The organism is Mesorhizobium sp. M1E.F.Ca.ET.045.02.1.1 (genome assembly GCF_003952485.1).
Classification (GTDB): Bacteria; Pseudomonadota; Alphaproteobacteria; order Rhizobiales; family Rhizobiaceae; genus Mesorhizobium.
The window spans coordinates 6,756,921-6,776,804 of record NZ_CP034447.1; the positions used below are offsets into that span (position 1 = coordinate 6,756,921).

Annotated in this window: 18 protein-coding genes and 1 pseudogene; 2 read left to right on the forward strand and 17 right to left on the reverse strand. The window is 61.2% G+C overall.

What is annotated here, in order from left to right; translation table 11 throughout:
• Nucleotides 1-16: 16 nt before the first annotated feature.
• Nucleotides 17-1,198 (reverse strand): FAD-binding oxidoreductase, encoded by a 1,182-nt coding sequence (locus EJ070_RS33160; RefSeq protein WP_126095104.1) that lies wholly within the window; start codon nucleotides 1,196-1,198, stop codon nucleotides 17-19.
• Between the two features lie 13 nt (nucleotides 1,199-1,211).
• Nucleotides 1,212-2,354: an FAD-binding oxidoreductase gene (locus EJ070_RS33165; RefSeq protein WP_189350222.1), complete on the reverse strand. Its 1,143-nt coding sequence runs from the start codon at nucleotides 2,352-2,354 to the stop codon at nucleotides 1,212-1,214.
• Between the two features lie 146 nt (nucleotides 2,355-2,500).
• On the opposite strand from EJ070_RS33165, the gene EJ070_RS33170 reads away from it, so the two are divergent.
• Entirely contained in the window at nucleotides 2,501-3,262 is a 762-nt protein-coding gene (locus EJ070_RS33170; protein ID WP_126095106.1) for a helix-turn-helix domain-containing protein, read from the forward strand.
• A gap of 48 nt (nucleotides 3,263-3,310) precedes the next feature.
• On the opposite strand, the pseudogene EJ070_RS33175 reads toward EJ070_RS33170, so the two are convergent.
• The 11 genes and pseudogenes from EJ070_RS33175 to EJ070_RS33225 all read right to left on the reverse strand — a co-directional run.
• Nucleotides 3,311-3,502: pseudogene (locus EJ070_RS33175) on the reverse strand (integrase); the annotation flags it as partial.
• A gap of 86 nt (nucleotides 3,503-3,588) precedes the next feature.
• On the reverse strand, nucleotides 3,589-4,278 hold the full coding sequence (locus EJ070_RS33180) for a class I SAM-dependent methyltransferase (protein WP_126095107.1): 690 nt from the start codon (nucleotides 4,276-4,278) through the stop codon (nucleotides 3,589-3,591).
• 43 nt (nucleotides 4,279-4,321) lie between these two features.
• The gene (locus tag EJ070_RS33185) at nucleotides 4,322-5,296 is read right to left on the reverse strand and encodes an asparaginase (protein WP_126095108.1); all 975 of its coding nucleotides are present in this window, start codon (nucleotides 5,294-5,296) and stop codon (nucleotides 4,322-4,324) included.
• Between the two features lie 350 nt (nucleotides 5,297-5,646).
• On the reverse strand, nucleotides 5,647-8,913 hold the full coding sequence (locus EJ070_RS33190; protein WP_126095109.1) for an autotransporter: 3,267 nt from the start codon (nucleotides 8,911-8,913) through the stop codon (nucleotides 5,647-5,649).
• 50 nt (nucleotides 8,914-8,963) lie between these two features.
• A complete protein-coding gene (locus EJ070_RS33195; RefSeq protein WP_210211963.1) occupies nucleotides 8,964-10,151 on the reverse strand; it encodes a TIGR03032 family protein in 1,188 nt (395 codons plus the stop codon).
• Nucleotides 10,152-10,817: 666 nt separating this feature from the next.
• Entirely contained in the window at nucleotides 10,818-11,306 is a 489-nt protein-coding gene (locus tag EJ070_RS33200; RefSeq protein WP_245464755.1) for a helix-turn-helix transcriptional regulator, read from the reverse strand.
• 76 nt (nucleotides 11,307-11,382) lie between these two features.
• On the reverse strand, nucleotides 11,383-12,636 hold the full coding sequence (locus tag EJ070_RS33205) for a CapA family protein (protein ID WP_126095110.1): 1,254 nt from the start codon (nucleotides 12,634-12,636) through the stop codon (nucleotides 11,383-11,385).
• Nucleotides 12,637-12,713: 77 nt separating this feature from the next.
• A complete protein-coding gene (locus EJ070_RS33210) occupies nucleotides 12,714-13,556 on the reverse strand; it encodes a transporter substrate-binding domain-containing protein (protein WP_126095111.1) in 843 nt (280 codons plus the stop codon).
• 52 nt (nucleotides 13,557-13,608) lie between these two features.
• Complete coding sequence (locus EJ070_RS33215) at nucleotides 13,609-14,358, reverse strand: ABC transporter permease (RefSeq protein WP_126095112.1); 750 nt, start codon at nucleotides 14,356-14,358, stop codon at nucleotides 13,609-13,611.
• Nucleotides 14,359-14,369: 11 nt separating this feature from the next.
• Entirely contained in the window at nucleotides 14,370-15,029 is a 660-nt protein-coding gene (locus tag EJ070_RS33220) for an ABC transporter permease subunit (RefSeq protein WP_126096013.1), read from the reverse strand.
• Between the two features lie 410 nt (nucleotides 15,030-15,439).
• Nucleotides 15,440-15,688, reverse strand: coding sequence for a helix-turn-helix transcriptional regulator (locus EJ070_RS33225; protein ID WP_126095113.1), 249 nt, complete (start codon nucleotides 15,686-15,688; stop codon nucleotides 15,440-15,442).
• A gap of 107 nt (nucleotides 15,689-15,795) precedes the next feature.
• Here EJ070_RS33225 and EJ070_RS33230 point away from each other — a divergent pair, with 107 nt between their 5' ends.
• On the forward strand, nucleotides 15,796-16,761 hold the full coding sequence (locus tag EJ070_RS33230) for a LysR family transcriptional regulator (RefSeq protein ID WP_126096014.1): 966 nt from the start codon (nucleotides 15,796-15,798) through the stop codon (nucleotides 16,759-16,761).
• Nucleotides 16,762-16,771: 10 nt separating this feature from the next.
• Here the strand turns inward: EJ070_RS33230 and EJ070_RS33235 are convergent, their stop codons facing one another.
• From EJ070_RS33235 to trbF, 4 genes are read right to left on the reverse strand one after another with little or no spacing between them, the layout of a single operon-like run.
• Nucleotides 16,772-16,996, reverse strand: a complete 225-nt coding sequence (locus tag EJ070_RS33235; RefSeq protein WP_126095114.1) for a DUF2274 domain-containing protein — start codon at nucleotides 16,994-16,996, stop codon at nucleotides 16,772-16,774.
• A 2-nt stretch (nucleotides 16,997-16,998) separates the two neighbouring features.
• Nucleotides 16,999-18,138, reverse strand: a complete 1,140-nt coding sequence (locus tag EJ070_RS33240; RefSeq protein ID WP_126095115.1) for a TrbI/VirB10 family protein — start codon at nucleotides 18,136-18,138, stop codon at nucleotides 16,999-17,001.
• Nucleotides 18,135-19,196: a P-type conjugative transfer protein TrbG gene (gene trbG / locus EJ070_RS33245; protein WP_126095116.1), complete on the reverse strand. Its 1,062-nt coding sequence runs from the start codon at nucleotides 19,194-19,196 to the stop codon at nucleotides 18,135-18,137. Before trbG ends, EJ070_RS33240 begins: the two co-directional genes overlap by 4 nt.
• The gene (gene trbF / locus EJ070_RS33250) at nucleotides 19,193-19,882 is read right to left on the reverse strand and encodes a conjugal transfer protein TrbF (protein ID WP_126095117.1); all 690 of its coding nucleotides are present in this window, start codon (nucleotides 19,880-19,882) and stop codon (nucleotides 19,193-19,195) included. The genes trbG and trbF overlap by 4 nt, the downstream gene beginning before the upstream one ends.
• Nucleotides 19,883-19,884 lie beyond the last annotated feature (2 nt).

Below are 19,884 nucleotides of genomic sequence, written 5' to 3' on the forward strand. Positions count from 1 at the left end.
CTGGTGCCTTGCCTGTTCAGCCATGCAGCGTCATCGCCTCCTGTGGCGGGTTCGAGCGTGTGTTGAAGCGGGTCGCTGCAAACGCCGAGAGATCGAAGCCTGGCTTGTCTGCGAGCGCCAGCGCACAAAGGATCTGGCCGGTGATCGGCCCGAGGCAGAAACCGTGCCCGGAAAAGCCCATTCCGATGACCAGCCCCTCGATTTCGGGAGCCGTGTCGATGACCGGCAGAGCATCGGGCGTCATGTCGATCAGCCCGGCCCAGATCTCCTCCACGGAATGCATGGTCGTGCCCGGCAGCAGACGCTCCATCTCAGCGACAACCTCGCCGAGCGTGGCCATAGGCGGATGGATGGTGGGGCGCGGGTCGCGTACACCGTCCTTTACATCCATCCTCTTGTGCCACGCCTGACCGCCGCTGGTGACCCGAAAGCGGCCGTTCACTTCCTGCCGTCCGGCCCAGTTGCCGGTGGCGACGCCGATGACTTGATCGAGCACCCGTTCAACCGGAACGGAACGGATGACCGTTACCATGCGCGCGTCGATGGGAACGTCGATCCCGAGCGGAACAAGCAATTCGGATCCGAACAGGCCGGCGGCAAGGATAACGCGCGGGGCCGAATAGTTGTTCTTGTCCGTGACTACACCCGTGACGCGGTCGCCTTTTACGCGAATGGCTCTCACGCGTTCATGGTTACGGAAGACCGCGCCCGCCCGTTCGGCGGCGGCGACGAAGGCGGCGACCGTGGCATGCGGATCCGCGTGCCCGTCTGACGGGCAGAAGGATGCGCCAAGTACTGCCGGCGAGAGGGCTGGCGCGATCGTTCGAAGGGCGGCGTTGTCCGACAGGAACGACAGATCCAGCCCGTCGGCGCTCTGCTCCTCGACCATGCGCCTGATTTGCGCGTATTCCTCTTCGTTGCGCGCCAGCCGCACGTTTCCCTTGCGCGTATACTGCGTGGAAGCGCCGAGTTCCTCGTCGAGCGTTGCCCAGAGTTCCACCGCCGCCTTGGCGAGCGGCAGCTCGGCTGGATGACGGCCGGACTGCCGCACGCCGGCGAGCGTCCAGCCCGACGCCATGGCCGCCGGCGCGAAACGGTCGATGATGACCACCTTGTGTCCTTGCCGTGCCAGTTGATAGGCCGTGGCGCTGCCGCTGATGCCGGCACCGATGACGATGAAATCATAAGCCTCGCTCATCTGCCACCTTCCGTCAGCCGTGCAGGCTCAATGGCGCCGCTTCGCCGGCCCAGGAATTGAAGCGCGAGAGGCGGAAAGGCGAAAGGTCGTATCCGGGTTCTTCGCCGCTGGCGAGCGCTGCCAGTATCCGCCCGGTGACCGGGCCGAGACAGAAGCCATGGCCTGAGAACCCGAATGCGATGACGAGATTGGGGGTGCCGCCGGGCTCGTCCAGAACCGGCAGCGCGTCCGGCGTCTGATCGATCAGGCCAGCCCAGAACCGCTCTATGCGCGCCTGGCGAAAGGCAGGCACGAGATCACAGAAGTTCTCCATCGCCCAAAGCAGGTTCCTCACCGAAGGACGGACCCGAGGCATCCCGTCTTCGACGACGATGTCACCGTTCCAGGCCTCATGACCACCGCCGCAGCGGAATTTGCCGTCGGGCTCCTGCCGGCCGCTGCCGGTAGCGTTGGCGGTTCCGATGACCTGCTCGATGATGCGTTCGGTGGGCGCCGAGTTCATCATCGTCACCATCTGCACTTCCATCGGGACATTGAGGTCGAGCGGATTGATGAGTTCGTTGCCGTAGATTCCGGCGCACAGCACGACCTTGCCCGCCGCCAGCCTACGCTTGTCGGTGGTGACGCCGATGACCGCGCCCGAGGCATCGCGATCGAGGCTCAGCACACGCTCGCCAAACAGCGTCTTAGCGCCGGCTCTCTTGGCGGCCTCGACGATGGCGTTCGTCGTCGCCACGGGGTCGGCCTGTCCGTCGCTCGCGCAGTAGGAGGCGACGATAACCTTATCGCTGACGGCGGGGGCCAGCTTCTGTACCTCACGCCCGCTCAGGAGGACGATGTCGAGGCCGGCTGCCTGCTGCTGCTTCACCAGATCAAGGATGGTGTTTACCTCCGCCTCGCTTCGTGCGCAGCGCAGGTTCCCGGTACGGCGATAGAACGTGTCGGCTTCGAGCTCCTGGTCCATCGAAGCCCAGATTTCGACGGCGCTGCGGGCCAAAGGCAGTTCCGCCGGATGACGGCCCGACTGACGAACCCCGGCGAGCGTCCAGCCCGAGGCCATGGCCGCGGGACCGAAGCGATCAACGATCAGGACATCCACCTCTCGCCGTGCGAGGTCCAGCGCCGTTGAGGCTCCACTTATGCCCGCGCCGATCACGATGACGTCATGGCTTTCCGCAGGCATTGGCCGTCCCTCTCGCGTCTACGCAAAAAATTAGACAGGGGCGCGGGCTCTTGGCAAATGTTTTCCGATAATCAGTACTCGTTTGCAATTTCTGTTCCGATAGTTAGAAAATAGCCGCGATGGCACAGATTTCGGCAAACGCGGCCCGTGCCGCCGACATCCTGCTCCTGCTTGGCGAAGCCGGGACGGCCGGTCTCGGCCTGAAGGCACTTAGCGAACGGGTAGGCGAGCCGCGCTCCACGGTGCATCGCTCGCTGGCTGCTCTTTCGACACGAGGCTTCGTCGAGCCCGGCGCTCGGCACGGCAGCTACCGGCTTGGACCGGCCATCCACGGCCTGGCGCTGCGTCGCACGACGCTTGACGAAAAGCTGGAGCTGGTGAGGCCGGCACTCTATGCGATCGTCGCTGACACCGGCTACGCGACTTTCCTCATGGTCGAAGCGGGGCTGGACGCTCTTTGCCTGGAATTGGTGTCGAACGCGCCGATCCGCTCGTTGACCGGCGGCGCGGGGGGCCGTGTCCCGCTCGGCATCGCCGCCGGCAGTCTTGCAATTCTTGCCGACATGCCTTCCGAGAGCCGCCGTGCGGTCATTCGCGACAATTCCGCACGCTATGCGGCCTATCCAGCCCTGCGCCCGATGTCGGCGGAAATCGTAAGCAGAATGGTGGAGGACACCCGGGCGAACGGCTACTCATGCGATTTCGGCTGCTTTTTCCCGAACGAAGGCGGGATCGGCATGGCCATCCCGGCCGCTGGCCCGCGCCGCTCGGGACTTTCGGTGGCAGTCTCGGTGTATGGCGAGATCTCGGGAATCGACGCGCTGGCAAAGGTAGCAGCCCGGGTTTCAACAATTTTCGCCGACCTCGGAATTCGCGCCTAAAAATGGTCGCGGTGGTAGTCCCATTTCGCCCCAACGCATACCTGCGCCGCCGGCCGCCAGCGCGGTGCGTTTGACCAGGCGGGCGACCCCTTGATCGTTGAGCCGCTCGGCGCCGACTTTTTTGCCGTGGCCGGTGACGTGGCGAAACAACGGTCCATGGCCAATCCTCGCCAGCTTCAGCCAGGTTTGCAGGGCGATCACCGGGCAGGTGGCATCGGATGAGCCGCGCCCGACCTCGACTCGGGTGGCGAGCAGAAGTTCGACGCGCCAATATCAGGCGGCCGCTATGCGCCCCAGAAGCGGCCACCGGTTCAGCTCTCCGGCCGTCACGTCGACGGCTTTGCGAGAACATCGGCTTTGATAGGCTGGTCGTACGCCATCCTGCCATCAGAAGTTCGTCGCCCGACACTAACCACGTGATCGACCAGCGTATCGCCAAGTCTCTTGACCGTTCCGGCACGGTTAGGATCGACGGCAATCATGCGATCGAAGAGCTGTGTTGCATCTGAGAAGGTCTCCGTTCGATTGTAAGTGAGGGATTGCAATAGCCTGAGGTGACCGAACTCGACCTCCTCCGCCACGGCTGCTTGAGCAGCAAGTCGTACCTCCGTCTCGTCCTCCACCGGTTTCAGCGCTTCGAAGAAATTCCCCGTCGTCAGTGGCTCTATGATGAACAGCAATCCTTCGATGGAGAGCACACGAGCGGCCTCCCGGAGCGCAGCTGACATGAGAGCCGCGGGGACATGGTGGAGCGAATTGATCATCGTGACTGCGTCGAAAGAGCCGTCCTGGAAAGGAAGAGCTTCGGCGGAAGCGACTTGAAACGTTGCCCCGCTGGTTGCCAAAGCGGCGGCACTTATCGCCGACGCCTCCGGATCGATGCCGATCACGTGTGAACCGGCGGTGGCAAGCTCCTTCGCAAACCCGCCCTTACCGCAGCCGATGTCGAGGATGCGCAGTCCGTCCAGACGAAGCCGCGACGCGACGAGAGCCAATGGTCCGTTGACTAAACTCATTCATCTCTCCCAAAGCACGCGGGTTGCCTGACGCGCGAAGGGCTCACGCCAGAGCGACTTCCTTCGCCATCATTTGTCGTGTCATTCCCGCGCCTAACAAGACGCTCGCCAACAAGCGGAGTTTCGGACCTGCTAGGTCGCCCCCGAACAGGCATCCGGCCTCCTCGAGGTCTTTGCCGCCACCATTGCCGTAGATCGCAGCAACGCGGCCCTGGTGACACCGCGAGGCAATGAGAATTGGTATCCCGGTCGCGCTGATTTCGCGGACGGCTTGCGCTACACTCGGCGTGGCATTGCCACGGCCGAACCCCTCCAGCACGATCGCCTTGGCGCCGCTCGCCGCACAGAACCGAATGAGCCTGTCATCAGCGCCCTGCACCATCCGGAGAAGATCGACCCGTGTTTCGATCAACTCGACTTGGTATCTGCGACGGGCCGGTGGCCTACGCGAAAGCGTGTAGGCACCGCGATCAAAGTCACCGAGCGGACCTGCGTTTAGCGATACCAAGGCATCGAGGCGAGACGTGTGGGCCTTCGTAACATCTCTGGCCGCATGGAATCTTTGATCGAAATAGACCACCACGCCGAGCCCCTGGGTCACCGTCGAAGCCACAAGGTCGATGGCTTCATGCAGATTCTGGGGTCCGTCGGGATTTGCATCGTCGGCGCGTCTTTGCGCTCCGGTAAACACCACAGGTTTGTCGCTGGCCAGCAAAAGGTCGGCGAGATAGGCGCTCTCCTCCATCGTGTCGGTGCCGTGGGTTACCACAACCCCGCGGCATTCATCATCGGAAAGCCGTTCATTGATGCGCCGGGCCAGAGAGAAAGCCAGCGGAAGCGTCATCGCGCAGCTGACAATATTTATGAATTCGTCGACCTTAATCTCACCGGGCAATGCTTCGAAGCGCGAGTCCTCCAGCAATCGAGCGCCGGCGATCGCGGCATCGACCCGTCCCGCCCCCTCCAGTTGCTTGGAAGCGATCGTGCCGCCCGTAGTGATGAGGCATATATGCGTCACTGCCGCCCCTCTGCTCTGTCCGCCAGTTGATCAAGCATAGCACAGCGGAATCTCGTTAGGCAGTTTGGCCGCTTTGGACGTCAAATCGAGCCATTCATCGTCCCGGACACCGCTATCTGCATTGGATCGACTGTCATCGTGATGCAGAAGCGCCATTGCTGTAGTCAGAGAATTCTCCCTGTGCGCTTCTTCCTCCGGCCGCACCCGCGCGGAACGGGGATTCCGTCGCTTTTCGTTTGGGCGCTCGACAAAGGTGAGTCATGGGAGCTCGATGAAGGCCTCGCCCCCGTTGCGGTAGATCTCATCGGGGCAGAAGGTCCGATCGCGAGTCGCGGTAGTCTCGGCGAACCTCAGAAAGCCACTTTGAGCCCAAGCTTTCCGGCAATCGTGGTGCTGTCGGCCGACCACTTGCCACGGATTTCGCTGGAGAGTGTCGAGCGCTCGGACATTTTCAGGTTGAAGCCGCCATAGGCCGCGGCGGAGAAATCCGCATCGTCGAAATTCACCTCGCCGCCGTCGATGCTTGCCTTGTTGGAATAGCCGAAGCGCTGCTGCAGTTCGATACGGGCATAAGGGCTGAGCGTCATGCCGTTTTCCAGCGGGTAGTCGGCATAGATGCCCGGCTCCAGCTTCAGCGCGCCGAACGAGATGCGGCTTTCGCCGAACTGGTTGCCGCCGCTGTCGGTGTAATCGCCGCCCGTGAAGGTCACGCCAAGAATGCCGCCGCGCAGGTCGAAGCGAAGTTTGTCGTCCAGCACGAAGATGTGGCCGGCCGAGGCCGTCACGCCGTAGCCTTCGGTGTCGTAGTCTCCGGTGGTGCCGAGGATGTCGTTGGTGATGTCGGTCTGGCCGAGGAAGGCGATCGCCGAGACCAGCGCATAGGTGAGGTTCTGGCGGAACAGCCCATAAGCGCCGAACATGCCGCTACGGTTCTTAGCCTCGCCGCTGGAGGTGAAGGTCTGGAACCCGCCGATATCGACGTCGGCCGACGCATAGCCGCCGAATATGCCGAGATTCAGCCCATACTGCTTGTCGAAGTCGAATGCCTTGGCCGCGTTGAAATCGAGGCTGATCGCGGCCGAGAACTCGTCGAGGCCGAAGCTTGGGCCGACGCCGTTGATGCCACCGAAATTGACATCGAACCCGTCATGCTCGGTATGCGCGAACTGGCCGGATGCAAAGACGTCCAGCGTATCCGAGAGGCTCGCGACTGCAGCGCCATTCGCAAGTCCGAGATCATGCATGATCGCATCGTTGTTGATGCCGTAGAGCGCGTCGATCATGACGTTCGTGGCCCCGACATCGACGGCGTTCTGCGCTGCAAGGGCAACCCCGACATTGTCGGGTGTCGCCACGACGAACAGTCCGCCGCCTGGTCCGAAGATCAGTTGATAGTTGAAGAGCGCGCTCTGTGTGCCGGGCACGCCCACAATCACGAAATTCCCGGTGATGGGGCTGCCTGTCTGGATGATCTGGATTTGCGTCGGCTGTGAGAATTGCGGGGCGCCCAGAATATTGACCAGGATCGTGTTGGTGCCCAGCGCCGAGAAGGTTCCAGCGACGATCTGGTCCGCCTGCAAGGTCTGCTGGTTCACGTCGAAGCCGAGAGTGGCGCCATTGAGCGCGATCCCGCCGAGCGTGAAGACGTCATCGGTGGCGCCATCGATCATCTGGATCGTGGAGCCGGTCACATTGGCCGTGCCGCCCGGCATGTTGACGTTGCCGTTGATGTAGAGCATCGAGCCGTTTACCAGCGTCAGCGTTCCGATCCCGATCGCGCCGGTGCCGAAGCCGAGCGTCGAGTTGTCAGACGTGACACTGGCGAAGCCAGTGAAGACTTGGGTGAACGCTCCGCCTTGCGCCAGATCCTCGTTGGTGATGAAGGCGTTGGCATTCGTGCCGCTGAAGACGATGCCGTTGCGCAGCACCAGCGGCACGGCCGAGCCGTTGATGATCAACGTATCGGGACCAAGGCCTGTGATGTCGCCGCCGATCGTGCCGCCTGTCAGGGTCACCGATTCAGCGTCGATGCCTCCCGCGATTGTGCCGCGCGATACGGTGACCCTATCGGCACCCCCGCCGCCGGTGACATTGCCGGTGATGGTGCCGCCACTGACGCTGATGGCATCGCCGCCACCACCCCCGCTCACATTGCCGCTGATGACGCCCCCTTGCTGATTCACGGTGTTGGCGCCGCTCGTGCCGGTAAGATCAATTGCGGTGCCGCCAGTGCCGGTAATGGAGCCTGTATTCGTTATCGTGACCGGGCCAGCCGTGCTCGCGATGATACCCGTCGCACCCTGGATCGAACCAGCATTCACCACGCTCGCTGTACGGCCGCTGTCGGAGACGAGTGCGACGCCGGCAGTGGTCCCGTTCACCGTCGCGCCGCTTGCCACGTTCACTGTGGTGGCCGAACTGGCGGCTTCCGATTCGTTGTTAGCGACAATTCCGGCGCCGCCATTGCCCGTCACTGTGCCGGTAGCGGTGATCGACAATGCCCCGCTGGCGCTTTGACGCGCGACGATGCCGGCGGACCCGTTCACATCGGCCGCGTTAATTGTTAGATCGGTGCCATAGTTTTTTGCGTAGATGCCGGCGATATTCGTCCCGGTCACAGTTCCAGTAGCAGTGATCGACAGCGCGCCGGTGCCATGCTGCACGGCGTAGATGCCGTAGTCCGCACCGGTCACGGCAGCCGCGTTGATGTTCAGATCGGTGCCGGCCTCGTCGGTGGCGAAGATGCCGACTCCGGCGGTTCCCGTTACCGTGCCGGTCGTCGTTATCGAAAGCGCGCCGCTGCCGTATTGACGGGCGGTGATGCCGACAACTGCACCGGTGACGTCCGCGGCGTTGATCGTCAGGTCGGTTCCGCTATTCCTGGCATAGATGCCGGTAGTGTCCGTCCCCGTCACTGTCCCGGTGGTGGTGATCGACAGTGCATCGGTCCCATAGTTGCGGGCAGTGATGCCGACCTCACCGCTCACATCCACAGCCTTGACCGTCAGACCGGTGCCAGCTTCGTTGAGAGCGTAAATGCCGGTATAGCCCGCGCTTGTCACGGCGCCGGTGGCGTTGATCGATAGCGCGCCGCTACCATAGTTGCGGGCGGTAATGCCGTCTCCCACACCGCTGACATCCACCGCGTTGATCGTCAGGTCGGTGCCAAAGTTACGGGCGATGATGCCGATGCCGTCGGTGTAGGGAGCCGTCAGATTCGTCCCCGTCACTGTGCCGGTGACGGTGATCGACAGTGCGCCGCTACCGGAGTTATCGGCGCTGATGCCATTGAGGTAGCCGGTGATGGTGGACAGGTTGTAGTCAGTGAACGCCAGTCCACCATTGCCGGTCAGAGTGAAGGCGTTGCCGCCGGTACCGGTCGTGTCGATGCTGAAGCCAGGGTCTGTCGTCACGGTGAGCACACCGGGGGGCGGCGAGACCGGCAGTGTCTGCGTCTGCGTCGTCACGCCGCTGCAGGTGTAGGTGCCGCCGGCGCCGGCGCAGTCCGCGAAGGCGCGGCGCAGATAGCCGCGATAGCCGCCGACGAACGCGCTCGTCGCGAGCGCGGTGCCAAGCACCAGGCGGCTACGCAGGCCGAGGCCCGGCGCGTTCCTCACTCCCCGTATGGCCCCCTGCCTCATATTAGTCCCTCTCGTGGCAGCCGTGATCATTCGGTCGCCGAGCCAAGCACGACAGCCTCAGCAACTGAATCGTTCGGTGGCAAATGCGATCGCTCGCCGCTTGGCACATGGCTGACGACGACCGCGGCCTCGGGGGAACCTGGGCTCACCGCCATCGGGCAGGCGACGCCGGGCATCACGGCGAGGTCGTAGAGTTCAGCCACCTGACCGTCGATGCGGAACCAGTCGACGCAGTTTCCCTTTTCTAGGTCGATGACTTGTATGCCGCACCACGGCTCCGAATCGGCGGCCGCCAGGCGGGCATCCAGCGCCAGCCCCTCGAAACGCTTGTAGCGCGGCTTGGAAAGCCCGACGAAGGCATAGCGGCCGCAAAATGCCAGGCCGCGCAGGAACCCCGGGCAGAACGCCACCGGCTGGAAGCAGCCCATACCTCCGTTGTTCGGCAGTTCCACGAAGCCGAGCTCGCCCGTGCCGGAATTGAGCAGCCACAGCGCGCCGCGGTGAAGACGCGGCGAATGTGGCATGGAGAGGCCTTCACACACGACCATGCCGGTCCTGACATCGATCACGACGCCCCCGTCGGCGCGCCGATCGCGCCACCCGTCGATAGTGTTGGATCGGCTGATGGACGTCGCGTAGGCCGGCCCGCCGTCATGCATCGCCAGCCCGTTCAGATGGCAGCGGTCCTCATCCACCAGCGCCGAGATGAAGGGCGGTCGCCACACTTCCTCGAAGCTGTGGTGGCTCGACAGTGTGGCAAGGCAGTTGAAGCGGGTGTTGACGAAAACAGGCCGGCCGGCCACGTCGACCCCGATATCATGGGCGTCGAGTTCGCCAGTGATGTGCACGGTGCGCGGCACGTAGCAGGCATCGAAGATCCCGTTGGCGCGCTGGTGTGGTTCCAGCGTGTTGACAAAGCGCACCAGATGAAAACCCGCCGCGAGCATCAAGCCCCCGTCGGATGTTTGGGCCAGTCCCATCGGCCGCACGATCGGCGTTTGGTCGACGTTGAGCCCAGCCGTCTTCGGATTGCGGCCGATAAGGTAGATCAAACTTGACTGGTAAGAGGTAGCTGCGAGGGCAACATCTAACGCCCTCAGCCGTGCCACCAGCCCGGCCGACATCGAATAGCTGGGAGCTGGCGCGCCCTCCACCGGTCCACCTCCGGCCGGCTCCGGCTCGCCTGCGGCTTCGCCACTGCCGAGCGCAACCATGCTGCGTCCTCAACTTTGAAGATACTAGGCAGATATCCAAACTAATCCCGGCTATTGAGAGCCTAGGTACGGCTTCGGCCAGCGTCAATCTTTTGCAAGCCGGAGAGAGAAAGCATTGCGATCAGTTTGACTTGAACTGTTGCATGTCGGCAACGCGGATGAGTCACAATCCTAACCGAGCGGGCATTTCTTTGCGTCGTTCAGAGATGTCCTACCTTTTGAAGGGCGCTGAAGCGGTCACAAGATTCATCTTTCCGGTGACAGTACTTATCTCTGGAAGCCACAGATCCGGTGCCAACAGGTGAGCGCACGGTGCTGGGGTGCGTTGCTATGCGATCGACGAGCGATTTCCACCCGAAGAAGCGAGAGCGCGGTTCGACGAGCTGAAGCCAGACCTGTTGCACGTTTACTTCGACGAAGGGTTTCCGATCCTGCAGCTTCTGCATGCAGTCAAGCGCGCGGAATTGCGACGGTCGCGCGGCATCATGTTCGCGCGGACGCTGCACGGCAGTGTGCGGTAATTGTGCGAGAACGATCTGGTTGGTCGGGATCAGGCGCGCTCGCAGCTAGACGAGGCTGATCGCTACGGCCGACGTTAGGCGCAAAACGCATGGGGACCGGCGTGTTCGAACCCATGTCCCAAACCGGCCGTCAAGCCAGCTTGTTTCAACCGGCGCCAGTTCGCCGGCCGTCTTCTTGTCCTTCATCGTATCGAGGGAGGGTCAATTCTTCTCCGATTGCGGCGATCAGTGCAGAAACACGGGCTCGCACCCGCGGAGGTAGCTGAATAAGTCGCTCGATCAGGTGGCGACCTTCTGCGCTGGCAATGAATTCAATGCGCTCATCGACCGGCAGATGTGAAGCCTGACGGCCGATCTCGTCATTCTGCGGAAGGCCTTCGAAGAAGCGGCTGACGGGGACGCCCAGCGACCTGCCAATCTCGTAGATCATGGACGCACTCACGCGATTCCTTGCATTCTCGTATTTTTGGAGCTGTTGAAAGCTGATGCCTATCGATCGAGCAAGCTGACCTTGCGATACGTCCGACTGCACGCGAACCATCGCTATCTGCCTGCCGACGTGAAGATCGGCGGGGTGAGGCTGACGCCCGATCGTTGGCGCTGCCTGGAAACGGTTTGAGCGTTTCGCTTTCAACAATGCTTTCAGTGCTCCACCCGGTCATTCTCGCATAGAAAAGCGTCGCAGTCGGCTCTGGGTTTTGTGTCGATCGTCAGCCGAATTTGCGCGCAGGCGGCACAATGACGCTGCCGGAGAATCCGGAAATTGCGATCCCGGTTCGGAAGGCCCGCGAGCGGCTTGCGAACCCCTCGAGAATATCCCGTGCCACGTGTCCGGCGGCTGGGACGGGAACCAATCTGTGCGTGGTAGATTTGGACAAGCGATCTTCCTCGCCGAGGACGACGGGCAAAAGGTCTATTCGTTCGAGGTTTCCGCTCGCATCGTAGCGGCATGCAGCGACAATGCTTTGCCAGACTTCTGGCGGATCCCATTCGTTCTCGCCTGGATGCACGTGGAAGAGAAAATTCCCGAGCCCATAAAAGATTGGCGAGCCGTTGTAGATTTCTAGTGCCTGAAGCACGGGGGCGCCGTGGCTGACGAGGAGATCTGCGCCGGCGTCGACGCACATCCGGGCAAAGGTCTGCACCCAACGCGGCACGGCCTGCCAATCCGGCTCCCAATGGTGGTGATGCAGATAAGCGATGACGAAGTCGCCTTGCGAGGCTGCCCGCCGGATGGCGGACAAATGCGTTTCCGCGCTTTTCGGATCGATCTCGATCATACGACCGAAATCAGCTGCCTGGGTGAAAACCGTGCCGTAGAAATTGATCTCATTTGCGCTCGCCACGTCCGGCGGATCCTCCGGTTGCGCATAATTGGTCAGTTCAAGGTCCGAGCTTTGTAGGTGGCCGCCAAGTCTTGCAAGTCTCCTGAAATGGCCGTCCGGCACTCCGATCCTCCGAACGGTCTTGAGCCGGTTGACGCCAGGGCGAGCCGGACGGACAGTATTGTGGTTTTCGGCATACATATTGGCCGGGCCAGGACCGGCATCGACCGCAAGCAGAGAGACATGACGATAGCCCAGATGGCGCCGACCGAGTTTCGCGGCATCGGTCTCGTCGATCCCGATCCCGGCATGCAAGAAGCCGCGCACCTCTACTTCGTCTAGTGTAGACTGGATGCCACAAGGGCCGAGATCGAACGCGTGGTTGTTTGCCAAGGCAAGCGCGTTGAAGCCGATGTCTTGCAAGGCGTCCAGCACCTCGGGCTTGGAGTAGCCAAAGTATTTGCCCTTGGTCGGCCAACCGCCATATTGGCCGAGGATCGTCGATTCGAAATTGGTGAAGATAACGTCACCTTGCTGCAGAAAGCGTTCAACCTCAGCGAAGAGCGGGGCTTGAACATGACGGATGTCGTGCGTGATCAATGACTGGCCGGTTACGACCGCGCAAAAAGAGTCTTTCATGAAACTCGCTCTGTGGTGTGAGGGTGGGACGCACGCGTCCGGCGCATGTCGAAGTCGCAGCTCGATATCGGCTATTCCTATAAAGCTGGAGCGATATCCGCCTTAAACCACTTCAGGCTCAGCGCTTTGATCGTTCCGTCCTTGGTTGCCGTGTCGATCGCCGCGTTGAACTTGTTGAGCAACTCGGCATCGTCCTTGCGCATCCCGGCGCCCACGCCCGGTCCCCAAAGACCGCCCTTCAGTTCCGGACCGAAAAAGACGGCACCAGAGCCGTCAGGGGTTTCGAGGAAGTCGCGCCACGTGAAATAGTCGGCAAGGCCGCCATCGATGCGTCCCGCAGCAAGATCGAGCTTCAGATTGTCCAGGCTGTCATAACTGCGAATGGTCACGACATCGCCGAGGAGTTGCTTCACGACTGCCTCCGAATTCGATGAACGAAGGACACCGATAGCTCTCCCGCTGAGGGTCGATCTGATGCGCTCGATGCTTGCCTTCTCCTTGTCCCCGACGGTCGACAGGTTGACTTTTTCCTTGGTGTCGCCGGCGTCGAGCCCAAGCTCCTTGCGCACGACAAATTGGTTGAAGCCGCTGGCATAGGGGCTGGAGAACGCGATCTGCTGCTTTCGCTTGTCCGTGATCGCCATGCCGGACATGATAACGTCGTACTTGCCGACGAGCAGTGCTGGAATGATCCCGTCCCAATCTTGCGCCACAAAACTGCATTTGATCTTCATGCGATTGCACAGCTCGAGACCGACATCGACATCGAAACCATAGAGATTTCCGTTCGCATCGGTTCCATCCCATGGCGGCGACGCACCTTCGGTGGCGATCGATATTGTTTTCTTGGTTTCGGCCTGGGCCGGGAATGCTGCAATCAAGCAGGCGATAGAAACGGCAATAGCTAAGCGAATGCGCATAAGGCACCTCTTTTGTTGAAGTCGGTGGGAAGGCAGCCCTGAAGCTGCGACGTCACGGCACTGGCGTCGTGATCTCGTGGTTAGGCAAGGCCGAGCGGAACCGCACTTTGCGTCGCTGCTTTGGATGGTCGTCTGTCGAAAGCCGCCGTTCCAGGAACTGGGTAGCCTTCACGGCGAGCGTCGTGAGCGTTAGATAGATCGCGCCCGCAACAATAAAAATCTCGTAAGGTGCGAACGTGGACGAGACAAGCTGTCGGGCCATGCCGGTTATCTCGAGCAAGGTTATGGTGCTTGCCAGAGACGAACCTTTGATCATCCCCACCACTTCATTCCCGTAAGCTGGAAGCGATATCCTTAAAGCAATCGGGAAGGTCACAAGGCGAGCGATCTGGATGCGTTTCAGGCCAAGCGCTACGGCAGCCTCGATGACACCTTTCGGTACGGACTGGAGACCACGGCGTAGGATTTCGGTCGTGTGCGCGGCACTGTTCAGTGAAAACGCAAGCAGGGCGCACCAAAATGGATCTCGCAGGACCACCCAAAAGACGCTCGTTCTCACTGCTTCGATCTGGCCCAGACCGTAGTAGAGCAGGAAGAGCTGTACGAGCATGGGCGTCCCGCGAATGACGTAGGTATAGGCTAGCACCGTTAGCGAAAGACTGGGGCGGCCAAACGCACGGGCGAAGGCCAGCGGCACCGACAACAGAAATCCCGCCGTCAGCGACAGAACTGTCAGGGTCACGGTGAGGCCGATTCCTGATGGCAGGACCATCATTGCCTCGACCATCAAGCTGAGGTTCATCGCTACCTCCTCTATCGACCCAGGGCGAGATAGCGCCGCTCCGCCAACCGGATCGACAGCAACGTGATCGTCGTAAGCGACAGATAGAGGGCGCACGCCGCAAGATAGAAGGTCAAGGGCGCGCGCAACGATCCAGCGCCGACAAAGGCAACACGCATGATGTCGGTCAGGCCGACGATCGAAACCAGCGCGGTATCCTTGAAGAGCGATATCCAAAGATTGCCGTAGGCCGGCAATGCCAGCCGAAGCATCTGCGGTCCAATGACAAATGCCCACTGCTGCCAGACGTTTAACCCAAGCGACTTCGCCGCCTCGGTTTGTCCCGCGGGCACCGCCGCAATCGCTCCACGGAAAACTTCCGTGGCATAACCGCTGAAGACGACCGTGAGCGCGATGACCCCAGCGCTAAAAGCATTCACTTCCACATACCTGCCGGCGACCCGACTGGCGAAGATTGTTCCCCCGAAGTAGATGAGCAGGATTATGAGGAGTTCTGGAACACCGCGGACGACCGTCGTGTAGGCTGTCACCGCAGCGTTGAAACGGGAAGCGGAAGAGCTCTTCAATATGGCCAACAAAAGCCCGAATACCGTTCCGATGGATCCGCTGACAAGACCAACGCCGACGGTGACTACGAAGGCGGCAGCAAACTGAGCGCTAAAACCATGCATTGAGTCACCAATCCGCTCGTGGATTCGTAATGTATTGCGCCATTTCAAGCGGAACACATTCAGCTTATCGTTTACGACTGCGATGCCAACCTATGACATCTGCAAACGACTTCAGGGAATTTCTTAAACCTATCGGCTGTCTATTTTTTCTCAATCTATAATTTTCAAAAATTTCTCGATAACTATTGGTTATAGCTTTCGCTTTCCTTCTCAGTAGAAAGCGCGATGCATTCGCCTTACTGCAGCCCGATTCAGGCCGCGTCGCGCTTCGCCAGCTTCCTGGGCGTGTCGAACGGGATAAGACTCTTAAGGAAAAATCAGAGCCGATCGTCAGTGCGAACGGATTGCAATAGCGGTTTTTGATTCTGCTCAGATAACGTTGACCTGCGCCGGTAGCACTCTTTTACCGGTTATTCGTCTGGTCCAGACTTCGATCTTCTCAGACCTGCTTTGGGCCGTTTCAGTAATTCTGTTGCATCCACACCCAGCACTTCAGCCAGCCGATCAACGACATCTATGCTCGCATTGTAAACATTTCGCTCCAAAGCACTGATGTAGGTCCGATCGAGCCCCGCCTGGTGTGCAAGTTCCTCCTGTGACAGGCCCTTGGCCTGCCGCAAGGTTCTTAGGTTTCGCGCAAACACCTCTCGGATCTCCATGTATCCGAGAGCACCGCCTTGAAGAGTATTCCACCACGGAGTATTCTCTACAAACGCTCGTCCTAGTCTGCAGGGCTTGAGAAAAAGCAGGGATGGCAATCAAGGAAATGGAGTTGCTGCAGAGCGGCCTGAAGCTCCGACAATTGCAGGTCTTTCGCGCGGTGCTGCGGGCCGGATCAACGAGGCAAGCAGCTATCGCGCTTGGGATTAGCCAACCTGCGGTGAGTCAACACATCAAACAGCTTGAGGCGCTCCTCGGCATCGCGCTGTTTGAGAGATCCACCAACCGCATCCTTCCTTCGCGAGAGGCGTGGGAACTCCTGCGCAATGTCGATCTTGCGCTGACGTCCCTGGATCGTCTGGAAGCGTCGATCTTCGCGATGAAAAACGAAGAGAGGCAACAGATCGCGATCGCCGCACCCGCGGTCTTCGGTTTCGTGACCTTGCCGAAGGTCGTCGCGACAATCCATTCGAAGACCGGTTCGAGCGTCCGATCAATTTCAGGAAACTATCACCAGGTGGGCGAGCACATCCTGTCCGGTCGAGCGGACCTTGGCATCTCTCGGCTGCCTTTGGATCCTTGCCTGTTTGAGTGGGCGCCGCTCGGCTCGGCGCGCAACGTATGCATCTTTCATCCAAAGCACCGCTTCTCAAAGCAGGCTTGTGTCGAAGCGAACGACCTGGCAGGCGAAACGATCGTTGATATTGACCCTGAATTCGCATCGCACCAAATGAACTTCAACGCCTTGCGCTTCGCTGGTGTCGAGCCGGACATAATGGTGGAATACGACTCCAACGGTTACGAAGTTGGATTTGTTTCGGCCGGTCTTGGCGTATCCATCACCAACGAGATCATTGCGCGCGAGTATTCAGCGTTCGAGTTGGAAGCAAGACCGGTCGACCCATCGGCGCTTTACCACTATGTCGCGGTCTGGCAGAGAGGCAGGGTCTTTTCCAACGTGTTGGAGGTCTCTCTCGAGGCCATGCTGGCGGCTTTTGACCCCATAGCTCAGAGCGGGCCGACTGTTCTTCCGATGCACGCTGGTGCCCGCGTCGTTGATCGTTCTTCCTAGCAGATCCAGACTAAGACTTGCGCTCCTGCTTAGCTTTCGCGAAGCCACGATCTGTGGCGATAAATCGCTCAAGCATAGGTACGATCAAGCGTAGGGGATCAGCAGACGGCTGCCCCGCTTCTCGTCCAAGGATCTCGGCATATCTTGTCAGGTCGCGATGCAGGCGTGCGGGCAATTCCACAGAGACTTTGACCGGCTTGTCGTCGGCAATCGGCGCGAGCTTCAGCTTGGCCATTTTCATCCTCCATAGGGTTCGAGCATGAGATCGCGCGTGACCAGGACGCGCACCGGAAAACCCGGGCGTATCGTCAGCGTCGGCGCTATTTCGAGCTGACGCTGGACGATCTGCTGACCGACCTGGCTAACACTGTCGGAAGCGCCGCTGCGCAGGGCCCGTAAGATGTCGCTTTCCTGGCCGGACGAGCCAGCCTCGGCCCCGACACTGAGTATGGTGGAAAGCGCGGCCGCCTTGAACAATTCACCCCAATGATAGTCGACACCATCCTCGAGCCCGGCATAGCCCTGTGCGTCGGCGCCGGGCTGCCGCTCCAGAACAATCGAGCGGCCGTTCGGGAAGATAAGCCTGTTCCAGACAAGCAGCACTCGGCGTTGCCCGAAACCGACCCCATTGTCGTACTGGCCAATGACGCGGGTGCCTTGCGGGATCAGAAGCGACCGACCGGTGGGAGTGTCGTAGACATTCTCCGTCACCTGGGCGGTGACCTGGCCAGGAAGATCGGAACGGATACCGGTTATCAGCGCGGCGGGGATGACGGCTCCGGCCTGAAGGACATAGGGCGATGCCGGGGGCACGACACGGTCTGGCGCCACGGTGCGCCGCTCGACGGCGGCGTTCAGGAATGCCACCTGGCGATCCTGCGATGTCTGGCCAGTCGCGTCCGGACCGGAAACCGGTGTTGCCAAGTTGCCTGACGGTTCGGCCGCAGCTCCGGTCATGGCCCCTATCTGGAAGAAGACCCGCGACGTCCGGGCCGCCTCCTCCTCTGCGCGTCGGCGCTGCTCCGCCTCGTCGACGGTCGCTGTCACGATCGTCGGCGGCACAACGGGCTGCCCTTTGTTCTGGGCATCGAGCATCGGCCGGCCGAGGTCGCCAGGCAACGGCAGCCCGAGGACTGGGCCCGTATAGTCGCGTGGCAGGCTAGCAAGGCCATCGGCGGGCTGCCGATTGGAGGTCGAATAAAGTTCCTCGCTACGTGTATCTGTATCGCGTGTCTGAAGCGCATAGATCAGCGCTGCGCCAACACCGAGCGACGCAACGAAGCCGATGCCGGCAAGGACCTTGCGCGACAGGCGGGTCACTCGCGGCGGCTCGGCGCGAAGTCGCATTGGAGCAGCGGCGGTATCGTTCTCGGTCATGGCTGCCCCCCTCCCCTTTGCCTCGGTGCGTTCGTGAGTGTCGACGCTGGCCTCAAGCCTGGCATCCACGACGGTCGGCTCGCCCGCGTCCCATCGGTGCGGACGATCCTGACGGTCTGTTGTCGTTTGCCGCTGCCGAGACGCAGTTCGGCCGCGCCGAAGAGGCGGTCGATGATCAAGATGTTTTGATAGGTCCGGCCGTTGGCGATCTCGGCTTCACCGTCTGAACCAATCACGAAGATCGGCGGCATCTCGCCCTGCACGATTCCGCGTGGAAACTCGACATAGACGCGTCGGCCATCGTCATAGACGGCGACTGGCTTCCAGGGCGGAGTATCACCAGCGAGACCATAGCGGTAGTTGCGCGAGGCGACGTCCGGGACCATCGGTGTCCCAGGAACGGCTTGTCTCCGACCGCCGGACTGGACCGGATATGCCCATGCTACGGCCGGCATGTAGGGCTTCTCACCCGCCCGCAACTCGATCATGTAGCTGCGGCGGTCGGTCGTGATGACGAGATTGGTGGTGACATCAGCGCGCGAGGGCTTGACCAGCACATGGATGCGCCGGGTGTCGCCTGAACCGCTTTCGGTATCGCCGATGATCCAGCGCGCGGTGTCGCCCGCCGCGATCGGGCCCTCGCCGGTCAGGTTCTCGCCCGGCTCGAGCGCGATGTCCGTTATCTGCCCGGGAGCAGCATAGACCTGATAAAGCGCGCCCTCGCTCCAGGGATATATCTGGATGGCGTTGAAATACCCCTCGCGGCGCGGTTGAATCCGGGCGGCCGCGTTGGCATTTTCGACGCGCGCCGTCGGCGAGTTGCCGGCAGCGCCACCCAACGCCGGGGTCCAGCCGGGCGGAACATGCAGCGGCTTCGGCTTCTCATCAGTCACGGGAGCGCGAGCGGCCGGTAACGGCGGAACGTAGGCATCGTAGGCAATCTGCGGCGGCTTCTGGGGCGTGGCACAGGCAACGAGCACGGCCCCCGAAAGCAGAAGCGCGGCGAGCATGGATCCACGAAAAGTCGCAATAGTGACAACATGCGATGCCTGGTTCATTGACCCATCTCCCGCGACCAGTTAATGGCGTTGACGTAGATGCCGAGCGGATTGGCCCGCAGCCGTTCGGCGTCGCGCGGCGGCTGGACGACGATCGTCAGGATGGCGGTCCAGTGCTCGGCGACGGAGAGCTTGCCGTTTTCGTAATCACGCTCGGTCCAGGCGACGCGGAAGGAACCCGGTGAGGCGCGGATGACCGAGGAGACCTCGACCGCGACCTGCTGCTTGCCGACCTTGGAGAAAGGTTCATTGGCGCGGGCATAGTCGTTGAGCGCAGCAGCGCCCTGGTCGGTGGTCCATTCATAAGCGCGCAGCCAGTTCTGGCGCACGATGATCGGATCGGCTGGGATGGATCGGACCTGCTCGATGAAGCGGGCAAGATGCCAAGCTATCTGCGGATCGGTTGGTTTATAGTCCGTCGTCGCGGGCGCGACAGTCTGCGCTTGTCCGGTCGGATCGACCTGAACCACCCACGGCACGACCGTGCTCTGGGCCGATTGCCAGGCAAGGGAGCCAGCCAGCCCGGCCGACAGGATCAGCGATCCGAAGGCCATGGCGCGCCAGTTCCTCGCCTGGACGCGGGCCGAACCGATGCGCTCGTCCCAGACCTGGGCTGCCTTTTGATAAGGCGTTTCCGGTTGAGGCGTCTTGCCGTAGTGAACGGCAGGTCTTCGAAAGATGTTCATGC